Genomic DNA, 16,426 nt, shown 5'->3' with positions numbered 1-16,426 from the left:
TCTGATGTGCGCTTGGTGCGGCGGATAACCGGCTTTTTCCTCTCAAGTGATAGATGAAGCGACACGGGCATGAAAGCAGAATGCCCGCGCGCAGGTCTTACCTAACAATCTGGATAACAGTAATGACTGGCAAGAGGCATTTGGATGATCACTTTGGCAAGAAAGGTAATTGACGGTATTGGACAGTTTGACGGACTGGCACCACTGGCTATCAGGCTCTATCTGGCCCCGGTACTGATGCAGGCCGGTTACAACAAACTGGCACATTTTGAAGATACTGCCGCCTGGTTTGGGAATCCGGACTGGGGATTGGGATTGCCTATGCCCGAGGTGATGGCGGCACTGGCAGCCGGTACTGAATTTTTTGGTGCCATGTTGTTGTTGCTTGGTCTGGCGACCAGGCTGATTTCAGTCCCGCTGATGATTACCATGCTGGTGGCCGCGTTTGCGGTGCACTGGCAAAACGGCTGGCTGGCGATTGCCGATCCATCTTCCTGGCTGGCCAACGAGCAGGTCATGGCCTCTGCCGAAAAACTTGGCAGGGCAAAGGAAATTCTGCAGGAGTACGGGAATTATGACTGGTTGACCAGCTCTGGCAATTTTGTGGTGCTCAACAATGGTATTGAGTTTGCCATCACCTACTTTGTGATGTTACTGGTGCTGTTTATGTTTGGTGGGGGGCGTTACACCAGTATTGATTACCTGCTGAGCCGCAAATACCTGCAGCGGTCCTGAGAGACGGTGATGGTTAGGTTGCTGATGCCGCCTCTGCCTGCACTTGTGGCCGGGATAAAACCTACCTGACAGGTAGGTTTTTTTTCGCGCCTTTGTGATAACCTTCCGGCAACTAAGCGAAAAGGGAAAGTCACGTGGAAGCACTGGAATTACTGTTAACCCGCCAATCCTGCCCGAGATTACAGGCTCCCGGTCCAAACGACACACAACTGCAGCAGATCCTGGATGCGGCAGTGAGGGTTCCGGATCATGGCGCACTGCAACCCTGGGAATTCATTATCGCCAAAGAGAAGGGGCTGCAAAAACTTGCCGATATCTTAAAGGCTGCGGCAATAGCCGATGGCGCCGATAACAGTCAGATTGAGAAGGCGGCGACCCTGCCGTTTCGTGCCCCTATAGTTGTTACTGTTGTTGCCAAATGCCGTCCGCATCCCAAAGTGCCTGAGCTTGAGCAACAGTTGGCAGCGGGCTGTGCACTGATGGCCATGCAACAGGCAGCATTTGCCCTGGGTCTGGGAGGGATCTGGCGCAGTGGCGAGTATGCCTTCAGCCGTGAAGTGCATCGTTTGCTGGGGTTGGCTGAGGCGGATCAGATAGTGGGTTTTCTGTATTTGGGTACGCCGGTTGTCCAGGCGCCATTGAAAGCACAGAAATCAGGTATGGACAGTGCCCGCTTTTTGTAAGCCGAGAAAAAATAAAGGGCCAGATTGGCCCTTTTTTATCGCCACCGGATCAGGTGCTTTTACTGAGCCCGGTACCGACTTCCAATTGCTCGAACCAATCGAGAAATTGCTGAACCTGCTTACCCCTGAAGATACGTCCATGCTGTGGGCAAAGATACTCAATATCCAGCTGTCTCACCCTGGCTATCCAGTTGTTTTTGGCCGAGTTTGACGGCATCCAGCGTTGATGGAAAAAGCGCATTTTCTGGGTGTGGGCCTCGAAGTCTTCAACAAATATACCGGCATCAGGGCCTTCAAGTGCGGCGCCGACATCACCGGACATCAATACTTTTGCCGCAGGATCATAGACATGATAATTGCCGGATGAGTGCAGATAATGGGCCGGGATAAATTTGATTTCTGTTTGATCCAGCGAAATGGTTAAGCCTTCATCCGGGATAGCTTCATAGCTGATGTTGTCCATACCGAAGTGGCGGATAAAGCCCTCCCACATCCAGGCTGAATAGAGTTTTGCATCGGGCAGCGTCTGATCCCACAATCCCAGCGACGAGATGATGTCAGGGTCCTGATGGGAAGCAAACAGATGAGTCAACTGCTCCAGCGGGATCAGCTTGACTATGCTTGCCAGCATGGGGGCAAATAATTCAATGCCGCCCGGGTCCATCAGCAGTGCCTTGTTGGCTGTTGTGATCATGTATTGATTGGTGTCGATGATCTTGTTCGGCCGGTCCGGATCTCTGCCAAAGAATATCCACTGGTGACTGGGAGTTTCGGTCAATTGGTGACATTTCATCAGGCAGCTTCCTTATCTTCGGTGAGAGTAAACAGGGTGATAGCGGTATCTACCCGCTGGCGAATCGCTTCGGCCACTTCATCGACCTTGTCGGCGACGCCGATGAAGGTGTCCTGATTTTGTTTGTCGACCCGACAGGCCTCGATACGACAAACCGACGCCAGCGCATTGGCGGTACGCAGGGTCTTTTTAAGCTCGTCCAGTTTGCACTGGATTTGATCAATCATGTCGTTGAATTCGTGCCGCTGTTGTTGGTATCTGGCCTGAGTGTTCACTTCTGCTCTTTGCATTGCCGGTTGCTCCGCATCACTGCCGAGTCTGGCCCGGGCACTGGAGAACTGCTTGAGTGCCATCTGCGAGCGGGCAATATAAGTCGCCAGCGTGCTGGCCTGTCTGGCAAGATGGTTGATCTCTTTGGCGGCTTTTTGGGTTTCGCTGGCCAGTTCATCAATAAAATGGGTCAGCACCTTAAACCCCATGGCTGTGTTGCCAATGCGGGTAGAAGCCGCCTGGGCATTACTGGCGGTAAGGTTGATTTTCCGGCAACTGGCAAGCGTCTTATTCAGTTCTGCGGCGACCTGAGCCACAATCACGTAATAGGGGCGCTTGCGCTTCGCATGTTCAGTCATATCGCACACTCCATGTCAGACCTTTGCAAAGTATAGACACTGTGTGCTGGGATGATGATTAACTTACTAAATTAATTAAAACTTATGACAATTCAAACCAACCGACTGACGCTGCAGCCGTTTACGGCAGATGACGCAGATTTTATTGTTGAGCTGCTCAATTCTGAGGGGTTCATTAAACACATTGGCGATAAGGGCGTTAAAACCCGTGAGGAGGCGCTGGCATATATCGAAAATGGCCCCGGTGCCAGTTACCGGGATTGGGGGTATGGTCTTTATCGGATCAGTATCACAGCTACCGGCGACGTGATCGGTATGTGCGGGCTGGTCAATCGGCCGCAGCTGGACAATGTAGATATAGGTTACGCGTTTTTACCTGCCTATTGGGGGCAGGGGTATGCGCTGGAGGCGGCGCAGGCAATTATGCAGCAAGCTGCAACACTGGACGTTGGCCCGGTGGTGGCCATAGTGAATCACGATAATCTGCCATCTATCGCACTGCTGGAAAAACTTGGGCTGCGTTATGCGCAGGACTGGCAAATGAGTCCGGGAGATAAACCACTGGCACTCTATCGCTGATAAAATTCCGCTATCTGACTCGCGATTAACCTCTTGTTTTGGTACCTTGATGTGACATTTGTCACGCATCGTGGTTCGTTGAGGGAAGATTGATGAAATTCAAATATGTTTTGGTTGCCATAGGGTTAGTGTCACAGGCTGCGATGGCGGATGAGGCAGAACGTGCGTTTGCCACCGAGTTGCTGGATTGTTCTGCGTATTATCAGATTGCCTCTGAAGCTGTCGCATCCATGAATTCTCCTCAGATGGCGAGTGTGGCGTCCAGATTGTCATCGCAGGCAGAAGAGTCCAAAGCGCTGGCGGCAACTTATTTGCCCGCCGACGAACTGATCCAGGCACTGGATGCTGCCCGCCAGAAACAGATATTGAGCATGAAAGATGCCAAGGATCTGGCAGGATTGATGGCCACCCATAAAGAACAGTGCAAGAGTATTTTGGCTGACCCCAAAGCCCGTCTGGAATACTGGGCGATGGCGACCATGTGATCCGCCATCGCTGAGCAGAGAACATCATGATCCCGCTTCTGCTGTTGACTGCGCCGCTGGCTCTGGGAGTTGCTATTAGACAGCAGCGGGACATATCCCAAACGTTGGCAGGTCAGCAATCATTGCCGGGGTTGGTCGTGGTTGTGGTATGGCTTCCGTCACTGTTATCGGCATTGTTGTTACTGGCCATTGGTGCCGACTTGTTGAATCTGGAGCAAAATTACACCCTGCTGCTGTTTATTGCGCTGCAGTTTGCGTTGGGCAGTGTCTGGACACTCTACTGTGTATTAACCGAAGGGACGACTGACGCAAGCCGTCATCTGCTGTGGATGATGCAGGCACTGGTGCCTGCTCTGATTATTCTGGCGCTGCTCTCCCATCCTCTGTTTTGACTTAATTATCCACTTCGGCTCTGGCAGCGTCAGTCGGGACGTACAGTCACCCGGCTCATGGTGTCTTTGGGCGTTGACGGCTGACCTGCAGCGCCGCTGAACTCGCCGCCATCCTTCAGGCATGCGCTTGACCGCCTGATATGATGATCAAAATTTTACCCGCCAGCGTTCGTCATCAAATGCAAATTTTGATAAATATGATTGGCTTATCTACTTGCTGCGGGCAGACTGCCTGCTATCAGTTTTCACCGGATTACGCGAAATGATTACAGTCAACGGACTGACCAAGTCTTACTGTATGGGGGAGACAGAGGTCAGGGCGCTTAAAGGCGTCAGTTTCGACATTCAGGCCAATGAATTTGTTGCCATTATGGGACCATCTGGTTCTGGTAAGTCGACATTGATGAACATCATAGGATGTCTGGATCGCCCTTCGTCGGGTAGCTATTGCCTCAACGGCCATGAAGTGGCGTTGCTGGATGACGATGCACTGTCTGCGGCCCGTAACCGGGATATCGGCTTTGTATTTCAGAGTTTCCACCTGCTGCCGCGACTCTCTGCGCTGGAGAATGTGCTGCTGCCGCTGCGCTTTGCCCGTCCGCCGGCCGGCGATGAGGCTCATGCCCGGGCACTGCTGGAGCGGGTAGGGCTTGGCACCCGCATGGAACACCGCCCCAACCAGTTATCCGGCGGCCAGCGGCAACGGGTCGCCATTGCACGGGCACTGGTGAACCGACCCGCCATTTTGCTGGCCGACGAGCCAACCGGGGCACTGGACAGCAAGACCTCGGTGGAAATTATGGCGCTGTTCAGTGAACTGCACCGGGCCGGGCAAACCATTATTCTGGTGACCCACGAAGAAGAAGTGGCGGCTTATGCCCGGCGGATCATCCGGATGCGCGATGGTGAAGTGGTAAAAATCGAGCTCAGGGGGAACAATGCGGCCTAGTTTTTTGATGTTGCCTCTGGTGACGCTGACGTTGGCTCTGGGAATCAGTCAGGCCAGCGCCAGCCAGCTGTTGCTGACAGGACAAATCGCATCGGCCAAATCCCAGCGTTTTACCGTGCCGAAAGCTGGCGATAATTGGCGTTACCAAATCCAGTGGATGTTGCCCGAAGGTCAGCTTGCCGAAGTGGGGCAGACCGTGGTGATTTTCGACAAGAGTCAGATTGATAATCAAATTGAGCAACTGGAAGCAACGTTGCTGCGGGTGACAGCGCAGGAGCAGAGCCAGCAAAATGAATTGCAGGCAGCCCTGCTGCAAGCCAGATTTAATCTCAAAAAAGCCCGGCTTGAACTGGAAAAAGCGCAGCTTGAGGCAGATATTCCTGCCGATTTCATTGCGGCCAAGGAGTATGCCGATAATCAATTCAAATTGCTGCAGGCCGAGGCTGAGGTGAATAAGGCCGCCAAAGCACTGGAGGAAGCCAACGCCAGACAGACAGCAACCCTCAGGAAGCTGGCGCTGGATCGGGAGGAAGCCCGGCTCAAACTGGACAGCGCCATGGCCGATCTCGACAGTCTTGAGTTGAAGGCTCGTTTTGCCGGTCCCATGCTGTATGCCCAGAACGGGGATACCGACCGTAAATCCGAAGTGGGCGATACCGTGCAGGTCGGCCGGCTGATTGCGTCGATTCCGGCGATGGATGGACTGCAGGTCAAGGCCTGGGTCAATGAGGTGGATATCGACAAACTGGCGGTGGGAGACACCGCTGAATTGCGGCTTGACGCCCAGCTCGAACGCCGGTTTACCGCTAAGGTCGCGCGCATCAGCAGCCAGGCCCAGAAAAAACAGGCCTGGGGACAGAGTAACTGGTTCGAGGTGGACTTGAGCATAGATGAGCAGGATTTGGCCCTGCAGCCGGGGATGAGCGTTCAGGTGTTGCTGGAGGGTTCCAATGGCTGACAAACGTCGCGTGTTACTGACAGTGATGATGCCGCTGGCGCTGCTGACACTGGGCGGTTGCAATCAGGCGCCGCAAACCCGGGTTGTTGAGGGGGTATTGCCTCAGTCCATCGAGGTGAGTGGTGAGCTGGAGTCCGCCGGTACTGTCTCGATGATGCCCCCCGCCATGAGACGGGTGTGGCAATATCAGGTGAAGCAATTGGCTCCGGAAGGTCAGCCGGTCACCACCGGACAGGTGGTAGCCAGACTGGATACGTCAGAAATTGTTCAGCGCTTGCAGGTGAAACAGGCCGAGCTGGATGCCACGGTTCAGGACATCAAAACGTCGAAAATGCGCAATGCGCAGAAGATTGAGGAGCTGAAACTGGAGCTGGCGCAGGCGCGGATGGAATATGAAAAAGCGGATTTGAAGTACCGCCTGTCCGATGACACAGTGGCTCAGATTGACAAGCTGAAATATCAGCGGGATGCCGAGATAGCCAGCGACAGAGTGGTGCTGGTGGAGCGCAAGCTGACGCTCGAGCGTGAGAGCATCAAGCAACGCGAGGCCATGCTGGAAGGAGACCGACAGAAGTTTGCCGCCGAGGTCAGTGCGCTGGAAAGTGCCATTGATGCCATGACTCTCAAAGCGCCCCGTCCGGGGATGCTGGTGTATGGCACTGATCATGAAGGCAATAAAATCCAGGAAGGTCAGTCGATATTCGCCGGCGGTACAGTCGTCAGTATCGCGGATCTGGATCAGATGCGGGTCAATATGGCGATCCCGGAAGTGGAGGCCCGACGCGTCAAAGTCGGGCAGACGGTGAGTATCCGGCTGGATGCCAATCCAGAGCGGCGTTTCAGGGGCAAAATTATCGAGTTGGGAGCCGTATTCCGACCCAAGAATCAGAACGTTCCCTTGATGGTGTTTGATGCCCTGGCCAGCATTGAAGATCCTGACCCGGATCTGCTGCGTCCGGGAATGACAGCAAAAATCAGTATTGAGCTGCCCAGTCATCAGCAGCAGATGTTGCTCCCCAGCCAGGCCGTTCATTATGAAGATGGTCAGGCCTTTGTGTATGTGCCCTCATTGTTTGGTGACAAGCGGGTCGATGTCACTGTTGGAGCATCTGCCAACGGACTGGTGGCGATTGTTGATGGTTTATCCGGCGAAGATGAGGTGAGTCTGCCATGAAAGCGCGGATCATAACACTGAGCACTCTGGCGGCGATGCTGGCAGTGATACTGGGGCTTGGGGCCTGCTCGGATGAGCATCGCAATGATGTGCTGACGATGGAGGTCGACAGCATCGCTTTTGAGGTCACCATTCCCGCCCTGGGTGAGTTGGAAGCCAGTCAGTCCACCCCGGTGTCCGTGCCGACTCGTTCGCGCGGGCCGCAGTCGCTGGCCTGGCTGACTGATAATTTCAGTGAGGTGAAAGCCGGTGATGTGGTCGCCAGACTGGACCCTTCGCGGGAGCGCTACAATCTGGAGCTGGAACGCTTCGCCTATGACAAATTGGGGCTTGATCGGGAAATCCAGACGCAAAAGGATGCCACTGCCAACCGGCAGCTGACGCTGGATGCGGATGTCAATGTCGAGGAATTGGAATTGGCACAGCGGTTTTTCAGTGATGATGAGCGGGTGTATACCAAGATCGACATCATAGATCAGATGCGGAACCAGTCTTATCTCGAAGCCCGGCAGGAGTATCTGCTCTGGGGACTGGAGCAGCATGACAGTCAGGCGCAGGCCGAACAGTCGTTGCTCTCGCTCAAGCAAAAGAGTCATCAAAGCAAGATGAGCCGCTATGAAAACAACCTGGCCTATATGGAGATCAAAGCGCCGCACGATGGCATTTTTGTTTACCGCAAGGGCTGGAGCGGCGAGGAACCGGCGGTAGGAGACATGGTCTGGTCTGGTATGGAGCTGGGGATCTTGCCTGATACCTCGACCATGCAGGCCAGGTTATATGTGCTGGAGTCGGAAGCTGCCGGTCTGGCGGTGGGCAAAAGGGCGCAGGTGCGTCTGGATGCGTACCCGGAGCGGGTGTTTTACGGCACTGTGTCACAGGTGGATGCACTGGCAAAACCGCGGGAGAAAAACAGTCCGGTTAATTATTTTGAGCTGGTGGTGACCTTGGATGAAACTGTGCCTGAGCTGATGAAGCCAGGGCGGCAGGTGACCGCCATCATCGACATCCTTGAGCTTGACGAGGTGATTACCGTGCCGAATCAGGCCTTGTTCCAGAAAGAGGGCGAATACTGGGTGTATGTGGCGCAGGGGCGAGACTATCGCCGCCAGCAGGTTGAGCTGGGAGAGCGCAGCCTCAACCGCACTGTCATCACCCAAGGTCTGTCCAAAGGGGATATTGTCGCCCTGACCAAACCGGGGGAGGCGCTATGACCAGTAACAGTTTGTGGCAGGAGTACTGGCAGGGCGTGGTACAGGCATTTGCAGAAATGCGCCACCACAAGTTACGCACGGCGCTGACCTTACTTGGGATGATCTTCGGCGTAGGCGCGGTGATTGCCATGCTCAGTGTCGGCGAAGGTGCTGAAAAAGAAGCGCTCAAGATGATCGAGTCCATGGGGGTACGCAACCTGGTGGTGGACAGCCGTCCGATGAGCCGGGAAGCCAAAAAGGCCGTCAGGGAGCACAGTGTGGGTCTGAGCCTACGGGATGTGGATGCGATTCGCGATACCCTGCCATTTGTTACCCGCTGGAGTGCTGAGAAACCTCTTTCCACCTATAGCCTGTTCAGCGCCGCTGGCAGCAGTGATGCCAAAGTGGTGGGAGTAACACCCAGTTATTTTGAGCTCAGCGCGCTGCGCCTGGCCAACGGTCGCGCCATTGATGCAAAGGATGAGCTGCACTTTGCCCAGGTGGCAGTGCTTGGGCCCGAAGCGGCCCGCAGCCTGTTTCCCAGGGGCAATGTGCTTGGGCAACTTATCAAGGTAAATCATCAGTGGTTTACCGTGATTGGGGTGCTGGCCCAGGGGGAGGAGATCAAGTCGAAAATTGATGGGGTGAAGCTGGGCGGTGAGCGTAATCAGGTCTTTATCCCCCTCAGCACGGCACTTAAGAAGATGCACGCTGAGCCTTTGGATGATCAGCTGGGGCGAATTAAGCTGGCGCTGGCACAGGGCGTCGAGCCGTCACTGGCGGCGGCATCCGTTAACCATCTGCTGTCGAGGCGTCACGGCGGCGAACAGGATTTCGATGTGGTGGTGCCCGCCGATCTGCTGGCGCAGCATCAGCGCACCCAGAATATTTTCAATATCGTGATGGCCTGTGTAGCGGGTATTTCATTGCTGGTGGGCGGTATCGGCATTATGAATATCATGCTGGCCACTATTCTGGAGCGCACCGGCGAGATAGGCCTGCTGCGGGCGCTGGGAGCGCGGCAACGGGATATCGCCAGACAGTTTCTGCTGGAAAGCGTGGTGATTTCTGCCACCGGCGGAGTGATAGGCATTGCCATGGGCATGTTGCTGGCGTTGGTGATTGCCACTGCCGCCGGTTGGCCTGTTGCCTGGTCACCCTTTGCGATTCTGCTGTCCCTTGGGGTATGTATGGCTGTGGGGATAGGTTTTGGGCTGTATCCGGCGAAAAAGGCCGCCAGGTTGGATCCGATTGTTGCATTGCAACGAGACTGAATCTGAGCCGGGTATCTTTGTATCCCCGGCTTTTCTTTGATGAACAGAATATTCTCCGTCAATATTTAACATCAGCGTGTTGATTAATTGAGTGTTCACCGCTCTTGCTGCTATCGGTAAATTGATTTGGTCTGATTTATGTAGGTTTTTCGATATGCTGACAATTTATGTCAGTATTTTGGCAGGATAAAATACAACAGCCAGCGCAGATAGGAACAAAGAATGAGACGGGGTGATGACAACTAATACTTTTATCAGGGTAGTGCCGCGTTATTGCGGGTATTTATCAGCAAGATTATCCCCAAAAAACATATCATACCGCTGCATTGGCAGGGCCTGAAGCGCTGAATATCGAACGGCGCGGATTGTGCAGTTTTTTCCCTGCACTGCCAATAGGTAACTTCATTTGCATAGGGCCATTGTCTTTGAGGTTATTGTTTGTGGTAATTTATTGTTGTGCGTTCTTGTTTATTTATATGTTTTTTAGATAATTAATTTGTATGAAATTCCAGCTTGTTCTTGTTTGTGGATAATAATGATTAATATCGCTTACCGGGTATATCCGGTAAATATCCCAAAGAGAATAATGGTATGCGCTTTTTTGCACCGGTTTGAATGATGCCGGCGGTTGACATTTATTTGTAACTCCTGTCACTTATATTACGCAATTCGGGAAGGAATCCGGTCGTATCAATCCCGCCATAAATAAACGAAATACGCAGTTTTGGCGTCACAGAAAGAGTCGCATTGTTCTGTGCTGTCGTTTTGCCGTATTTCATCAATGATGTTTCAGACTTTAGGGGTTTATACCATGTCCAATCGCAGACATGTGCTGGCGCTTGCCCTGAGCAGCGTCAGTGTGATGGCTTTTGCGGCCGATGATCTGATCATGACCGAATATGTTGAGGGCAGTTCCAATAATAAAGCGGTTGAATTTTACAACCCGACTGCCGCCAGCATCGACTTATCCAATTACCAGCTCAAGTTTTTCTTCAATGGCTACAGAGACCGCACTGCTACTGTCCCTTTGAGTGGAACGTTGGCAGCCGGCGAAGTGTTCGTTGTCGCTCACGCTTCTGCTGATCCCGCCATTCTGGCGGTAGCCGACCAAACCAGCAATGCCAGTTTCTTTAACGGCGATGATGCGCTGGTGCTGTATAAAGGTGACATCATCATCGACAGTCTCGGGCGATTGGGTGAAGACCCAGGCAGCGAGTGGGGCAGTGGTTTGCTGTCCACCGCGGACAATACGCTGCGCCGCACCGTGCTGCAAGCCGATACCAATGTTGAGGATGAGGTGACGCTGGCCGGCTGGGAAGGCTTTGCCAATAACACCTTCGATGATTTGGGGCAGTATGAGGGTGGCACGCCACCACCGCCTCCGCCACCGGTTGATTTCTCCTGTGAACTGGAAGCTACACCACTGCATACGGTGCAGGGCAGCGGCGATGCCAGCCCTCTGGTCAACAGCACAACAGATGTGCAGGCGGTGGTAACGGGCGTGATGCCAGGGCTCAAGGGCCTGTATCTGCAGATGCCGGACAACGCGACTGATGACGATGCGGCAACCTCTGAAGGTCTGTTCGTGTATCTGGGCAGCACGGATATCAGTTATCAGGTGGGCGATCTGGCTCGCTTTCGCGGCAAAGTGGTGGAGTTCAGTGGCCTGACTGAACTGAGTAATGTCAGTGATGATCTGCTGTGCGCCTCTGCTCAGCCAATACCTTCCCCGGTTACCATCACCCTGCCGGTAGCTGCAGTCAGCGAGCTGGAAGCCTTTGAAGGCATGCAGGTGAAGTTTACCCAGAATCTGGTGGTGAATGACGTCTACAACCTGGCCCGTTATGGTGAGGTCAGCCTGGGCTCTGCCCGTCACTCAATCGGCACTCAGGTGGCGCTGCCCGGCGCCCCTGCGCTGGCGGTCAGTGCTGCCAATGCCAGAGACAGTATCCTGCTGGATGATGGTCTGACGGCGCAGAATCCTGATCCGGTTATTTATCCGGCTCCTGGTCTGAGCGCAGCCAATACCCTGAGGGTTGGTGACAGCGTGACCGATCTCGACGGTGTGCTGCATTACGCCTTTGGGGTTTATCGGGTGATGCCCACTGAAATTGTCAATGTAGTGCACGCTAACCCGCGCACCGATGCGCCTGACATGACAGGTAATCTCAAGGTTGCCAGTTTCAACGTGCTGAACTATTTCAATGGTGATGGTATGGGCGGCGGCTTCCCCACCTCCCGCGGTGCCAATACTGCACAGGAATTTGCCCGTCAGCGGGATAAGATCATCACAGCCATGCTCGCCATCGATGCGGATATCTATGGTCTGATGGAGATAGAAAACGACGGTTATGGCGCCAACAGCGCAATTGCGGATCTGGTTGATGGCCTCAATGCCATTGCCGGTGCAGGCACTTATGCGGTGCTCAACCCGGGTGTTGCGCAGATTGGCACGGACGCGATTGCGGTGGGTATTATCTATCGCCCGGCGGTGGTTACGCCAGCCGGTGCTGCGGCGATTCTGGACAGCAGCAATTCGCCGGTGGATGACAATGGCGATCCTTTGTTCCTCGACACCAGCAACCGACCCATGCTGACGCAAGGGTTCAGTCACAATGACACCGGTGAGTTTATGGTTCTGGCGGTGAATCACCTTAAGTCCAAGGGCAGCAGCTGTGACAGTCTGGGCGATCCGGATACCGGTGATGGTCAGGGCAACTGTAATCTGACCCGAACCCGTGCCGCCAGGGCAATCCACACCTGGTTGGCGACTCAGTATCCTGAGCAGGCGATTCTGGTGGTGGGTGATATGAATGCCTATGCCAAGGAGGATCCTATTACTGAACTGGCGTCAGGCGGCTTTGATAATCTGTTTGAGCTGCTGGGCAAACCGGATGAGTACTCTTATGTGTTCTCCGGTGAAACCGGGTCGCTGGATCATGCCTTGCTGAATGCGTCGCTGGCAGACAAATTGCTGGATGGCTCGCACTGGAACATCAATGCCGACGAGCCCAGGGCGCTGGATTACAACACTGAGTTCAAGTCTCCGGCCCAGCAGGCCGACTGGTATGCACCGGACGCTTACCGCTCATCGGATCATGATCCTGTGATTGTCAGCCTGGATATGACGCCACCCAACGTGTTACCACAAGCGGCCTTCAGCGCCGAGGTGCAGGGTAATCTGGCCGGTTTCAGCTCCAGCTCTGTCGATCCTGATGGTCAGATAGTCAGTTGGCTGTGGGATTTTGGCGATGGCAGCAGTGCCAGTGGCGAGCAAGTCAGTCACCGCTACAGTGCCTCAGGTGAATATCAGGTGACGCTGACTGTGACAGATAACAATGGTGCCCAGGCCAGCAGTACGCAAACTGTCACCATAGATGCCGGCTTATCCCCGGTGGCGCAAATCTTCCACGGTGGTTTCAGGCATCTGCATTTGTTCCTGTCCCGCAGTTACGATCCCGATGGCCGTATCACAGAGCATCGCTGGGAGTTCAATGACGGCACTGTGCATATCGGTCGCGTGGCGATTTACCGCGGCACTGGCGCCAGTCAGGTCACGCTGACGGTGACAGACAACAATGGCCTGACAGACAGCACCAGCTTCAGTTTCTAAGCTGTTAGTCGAGCTGTTTGTAACCTTAGTCGCCGGCGCCAATGCGCCGGCTTTTTATTTGCTGTTTGGCTGCTTTGTACCGATGTTGTGACATGGCAATCTGTTCTCAAATCAGTATCTGTTTCGTGCCTAAATATTCTGCATCGTGACCGGGTTTCAAGGCACTCATCAATACACTCGCTAATGTTCCCTTCAATCCGCTCTGTTCCATGCTCTGGTCTTGTCGGACGATGGCGCTGTCGCCGGGGTGGGGCAGGCTGGACGCTCAACAAGGCGCAGGGAGAGGGATTGATGTATTCACTGACAGGAAAAACAGCGCTGGTGACCGGTGCCAGCAAGGGAATAGGCAGAGGCATTGCAATGGCGCTGGCCAGAGCCGGGGCGCAGGTGATTGTCAGCGCGCGGGATCATTCGGCATTGGTACAGCTGGTGGGAGAGATTGAAACCCTGGGGGGACAGGCTATGGCGCTCGCTTGTGACGTGACCTGTGATGACGCCCGCCAACGTTTGCTGAGCGCCGTTGTGGCCCACACAGAGCAGCTGGATATTCTGGTGAATAATGTCGGCGGCGGTGGCCCCAATGTGGCGATGGACAGTCCGCCGCAACTGCTGGAGCAGGTATTTGCGTTCAATGTGTCACCGGCCTTTGCGCTTACCCAGTTGTGCGTGCCGCACATGGCTGGTGGAGGCAGTATTATTAACATCTCGTCGGCCGCTGCGCGCTATGCCCAGTCTCATTTTTCTGCCTATGGCACCGCCAAAGCGGCGTTGTCACAGCTGACCCGCTTGCTGGCGCAGGAGCTGGCACCCACTGTCCGGGTTAACGGTATCGCGCCCGGACCTGTACTGACCGACGCGCTGGCACGGGCTGTGCCTGAGCACCTGCTGGCCGCGATGGCACAGCGCACGCCGCTGAAACGTCTTGGCACTGTGGAGGATATCGCTCAGGCGGCGCTGTTTCTGGCATCGGATGCCAGCAGTTGGATGACAGGAAAAATCCTGGAGCTGGACGGGGGCGCCGAGCAGACCGTCTGGCCGCTGTGACAAAATATGGTGATTGAGACTCTCAGCCCCGCTGCCCGCTGTGGTTTTACCGGGAGGCGAGGCAGTACTTGATGCCCTGAGGATATTTTTGCTCGAATCGTGAACCATTCTCTGACAAAATTTGTTCATCCGGCGGGCACGTGTTGGCCTGCGACAGTGTCAGGGAGTGGCCGATGGCAACAAGACTGGATAGCCTGGATCTGATCCGCGGGATAGCCGTACTTGGCTTGCCCTTTATGAATATCATTACCTTTGCCATGCCCATGAGCGCCTATCTCAACCCTCTGTCATGGGATACTACCAATCCGCTCAATTACCCTTTCTTCCTGTTTGCCAGTGTATTTTTCGATCAGCGCTTTTTGTGCCTGTTTGCCTTGCTGTTCGGCGCCGGAGCGGCTCTGCTCAAGGATAAACTGGTGAGCCAACGGGGCAGGGCGGTGGACATCTTTGTCCGGCGGCAGCTGTGGCTGCTGCTGTTTGGCTTTCTGCACGCCTGGTTTTTGTGGAATGGCGATATTCTGTTTATCTACGCCCTGCTGGGGTTGTTGCTGTATCCGCTGTTGCGACTCTCTGTATCCGGACTTTATGGCGGTTTTGCGCTATTCATGGTGCTGGCGCTGTATTTCGGGGCGATCTCTGCGGTGACGCCTACGCAATTGGGGGCGGATGGCTGGCGCGATCTGCAGGCGGTATTCACCCCAGATGACGTGCAGTTGCTGGCCTACCGGCAGATTTATCTCGGGGACTATGATCAGCTGATGCAGTTTATGCGCGGCGGTAATTGGGATGGCGGTGAAATGGCCGGGTCGGCGATGGATGTGCTGACGCAATTACTGTTGTCCGTCGCCTGCAAAGCGCTGGCGATGATGTGTCTGGGGGCGGCGCTGCTGAGACAGGGCGTGCTGCAGGGACGTGGTGAGACATCCGGGTACCAGCGGCTGGCGCTGATGGGAATAGGCTCCGGGCTGCTGATGTCGCTCTGGGGCGTGTGGTGGAATCATGCTCGGGGCTGGGACATGGCGGCCTGGCTGAATTTCGGCAGCCTGCCCAATCTGCTGGCATCTGTACTGATGTCGCTGGGCTATATGGGAGCGCTGTGTCTGTGGCTACAATCAGGCAAATGGCTGTGGCTGCAGCAGGGGATCCGCAGGGTCGGTCAGATGGCGCTGAGCAATTATCTCAGCCAATCGTTGATCCTGGCCTGGCTGTTTTTCGGATGGGGGCTGGGCTGGTACGCCAGTCTGGGGCGGGAGATGCTGTTTGTGGTCGCGCTGTTGATTGGCATCGGGCAGATTATGCTCAGTTCGGTGTGGCTTGCGTACTTCAGACAAGGACCGATGGAGTGGCTGTGGCGGGCACTGACCTGGTGGACAGTGCCGCCTGTGCGCAAACATTAGGGTTTGGTTACCCAGCCGCCTTGCTCACTCTGAATGTATTCCCCGGCACTGGCGGCTGCGATGGCTTTACTGCCTACCTGTTGTTCGACAAAGGTCAGGCTGACGCCATTCTGCTTGGCAATTTTTTCATATTCGGCCTTTCGTTTGGCATTCACTTCCAGCATCACAGCGGCTGCCGCCGGGTTAGGATGAACCTGACCCAGATAACCGTTAAGTTGCTCCCCCAAATATCCCTGGGTTTTGGCTTCCTGCAAGGTCATTGCATAGGCACTTACAGAGATCAGCAGCGCGGCAAAGGCAGCGAAAATGGTTTTCATGGCTGTACTCCTTTCACTAAAACAAACTCTTGTCTTGCAACAGGCTATCCACCTGCTTATCGACTTTAATGCGGATGTCATGTTCCACCTTGACGTTCAGATCGATCACAATCGGTTTGTCCGGCGCCTCAATTTTGACTGTGGGCGTGCAGGCGCCGAGCAGTAACGCAAGGGTGGCAAGGCTGGCGTGGGTTATTAGTTTCACCGAAATTCC

17 protein-coding genes are annotated in these 16,426 nt (G+C 54.6%); 13 read left to right on the top strand and 4 right to left on the bottom strand.

What is annotated here, in order from left to right; translation table 11 throughout:
* Window positions 1-144 precede the first annotated feature (144 nt).
* On the top strand, window positions 145-735 hold the full coding sequence (locus tag ACRRUX_RS18275; RefSeq protein ID WP_432533058.1) for an HvfX family Cu-binding RiPP maturation protein: 591 nt from the start codon (window positions 145-147) through the stop codon (window positions 733-735).
* 134 nt (window positions 736-869) lie between these two features.
* On the top strand, window positions 870-1,418 hold the full coding sequence (locus tag ACRRUX_RS18270; protein WP_432533055.1) for an NAD(P)H nitroreductase: 549 nt from the start codon (window positions 870-872) through the stop codon (window positions 1,416-1,418).
* A gap of 49 nt (window positions 1,419-1,467) precedes the next feature.
* Here the strand turns inward: ACRRUX_RS18270 and ACRRUX_RS18265 are convergent, their stop codons facing one another.
* On the bottom strand, window positions 1,468-2,211 hold the full coding sequence (locus ACRRUX_RS18265) for an MBL fold metallo-hydrolase (RefSeq protein WP_432533052.1): 744 nt from the start codon (window positions 2,209-2,211) through the stop codon (window positions 1,468-1,470).
* Entirely contained in the window at window positions 2,211-2,840 is a 630-nt protein-coding gene (locus ACRRUX_RS18260; RefSeq protein ID WP_432533049.1) for a chemotaxis protein, read from the bottom strand. Before ACRRUX_RS18260 ends, ACRRUX_RS18265 begins: the two co-directional genes overlap by 1 nt.
* An 84-nt stretch (window positions 2,841-2,924) precedes the next feature.
* Here ACRRUX_RS18260 and ACRRUX_RS18255 point away from each other — a divergent pair, with 84 nt between their 5' ends.
* The 11 genes from ACRRUX_RS18255 (at window position 2,925) to ACRRUX_RS18205 (ending at window position 15,895) form a co-directional block, all read left to right on the top strand.
* Window positions 2,925-3,419, top strand: a complete 495-nt coding sequence (locus tag ACRRUX_RS18255; RefSeq protein WP_432533046.1) for a GNAT family N-acetyltransferase — start codon at window positions 2,925-2,927, stop codon at window positions 3,417-3,419.
* Window positions 3,420-3,511: 92 nt separating this feature from the next.
* The gene (locus ACRRUX_RS18250; RefSeq protein ID WP_432533043.1) at window positions 3,512-3,904 is read left to right on the top strand and encodes a hypothetical protein; all 393 of its coding nucleotides are present in this window, start codon (window positions 3,512-3,514) and stop codon (window positions 3,902-3,904) included.
* A gap of 26 nt (window positions 3,905-3,930) precedes the next feature.
* Complete coding sequence (locus ACRRUX_RS18245) at window positions 3,931-4,296, top strand: hypothetical protein (RefSeq protein ID WP_432533040.1); 366 nt, start codon at window positions 3,931-3,933, stop codon at window positions 4,294-4,296.
* A 262-nt stretch (window positions 4,297-4,558) separates the two neighbouring features.
* Window positions 4,559-5,245, top strand: a complete 687-nt coding sequence (locus tag ACRRUX_RS18240) for an ABC transporter ATP-binding protein (protein ID WP_432533037.1) — start codon at window positions 4,559-4,561, stop codon at window positions 5,243-5,245.
* Window positions 5,235-6,203, top strand: a complete 969-nt coding sequence (locus ACRRUX_RS18235) for an HlyD family secretion protein (protein WP_432533034.1) — start codon at window positions 5,235-5,237, stop codon at window positions 6,201-6,203. The genes ACRRUX_RS18240 and ACRRUX_RS18235 overlap by 11 nt, the downstream gene beginning before the upstream one ends.
* Window positions 6,196-7,377: an efflux RND transporter periplasmic adaptor subunit gene (locus tag ACRRUX_RS18230; RefSeq protein WP_432533031.1), complete on the top strand. Its 1,182-nt coding sequence runs from the start codon at window positions 6,196-6,198 to the stop codon at window positions 7,375-7,377. The genes ACRRUX_RS18235 and ACRRUX_RS18230 overlap by 8 nt, the downstream gene beginning before the upstream one ends.
* Window positions 7,374-8,588, top strand: a complete 1,215-nt coding sequence (locus ACRRUX_RS18225; protein WP_432533028.1) for an efflux RND transporter periplasmic adaptor subunit — start codon at window positions 7,374-7,376, stop codon at window positions 8,586-8,588. Before ACRRUX_RS18230 ends, ACRRUX_RS18225 begins: the two co-directional genes overlap by 4 nt.
* Window positions 8,585-9,841, top strand: coding sequence for an ABC transporter permease (locus ACRRUX_RS18220; RefSeq protein WP_432533025.1), 1,257 nt, complete (start codon window positions 8,585-8,587; stop codon window positions 9,839-9,841). Before ACRRUX_RS18225 ends, ACRRUX_RS18220 begins: the two co-directional genes overlap by 4 nt.
* 811 nt (window positions 9,842-10,652) lie before the next feature.
* Window positions 10,653-13,454, top strand: coding sequence for an ExeM/NucH family extracellular endonuclease (locus tag ACRRUX_RS18215; RefSeq protein ID WP_432533022.1), 2,802 nt, complete (start codon window positions 10,653-10,655; stop codon window positions 13,452-13,454).
* 291 nt (window positions 13,455-13,745) lie between these two features.
* On the top strand, window positions 13,746-14,498 hold the full coding sequence (locus tag ACRRUX_RS18210) for an SDR family NAD(P)-dependent oxidoreductase (RefSeq protein WP_432533019.1): 753 nt from the start codon (window positions 13,746-13,748) through the stop codon (window positions 14,496-14,498).
* Window positions 14,499-14,671: 173 nt separating this feature from the next.
* Entirely contained in the window at window positions 14,672-15,895 is a 1,224-nt protein-coding gene (locus ACRRUX_RS18205; protein WP_432533016.1) for a DUF418 domain-containing protein, read from the top strand.
* Here ACRRUX_RS18205 and ACRRUX_RS18200 read toward each other — a convergent pair.
* On the bottom strand, window positions 15,892-16,212 hold the full coding sequence (locus ACRRUX_RS18200; RefSeq protein ID WP_432533013.1) for a YdbL family protein: 321 nt from the start codon (window positions 16,210-16,212) through the stop codon (window positions 15,892-15,894). The two genes, ACRRUX_RS18205 and ACRRUX_RS18200, sit on opposite strands and share 4 nt — an antisense overlap.
* Window positions 16,213-16,228: 16 nt before the next feature.
* Window positions 16,229-16,417: a YnbE family lipoprotein gene (locus ACRRUX_RS18195; RefSeq protein ID WP_432533010.1), complete on the bottom strand. Its 189-nt coding sequence runs from the start codon at window positions 16,415-16,417 to the stop codon at window positions 16,229-16,231.
* Window positions 16,418-16,426 lie beyond the last annotated feature (9 nt).

It is taken from the genome of Shewanella sp. GXUN23E (assembly GCF_050865035.1).
Classification (GTDB): domain Bacteria; phylum Pseudomonadota; class Gammaproteobacteria; order Enterobacterales; family Shewanellaceae; genus Shewanella.
This window is presented reverse-complemented; position numbering and strand designations above follow the sequence as displayed.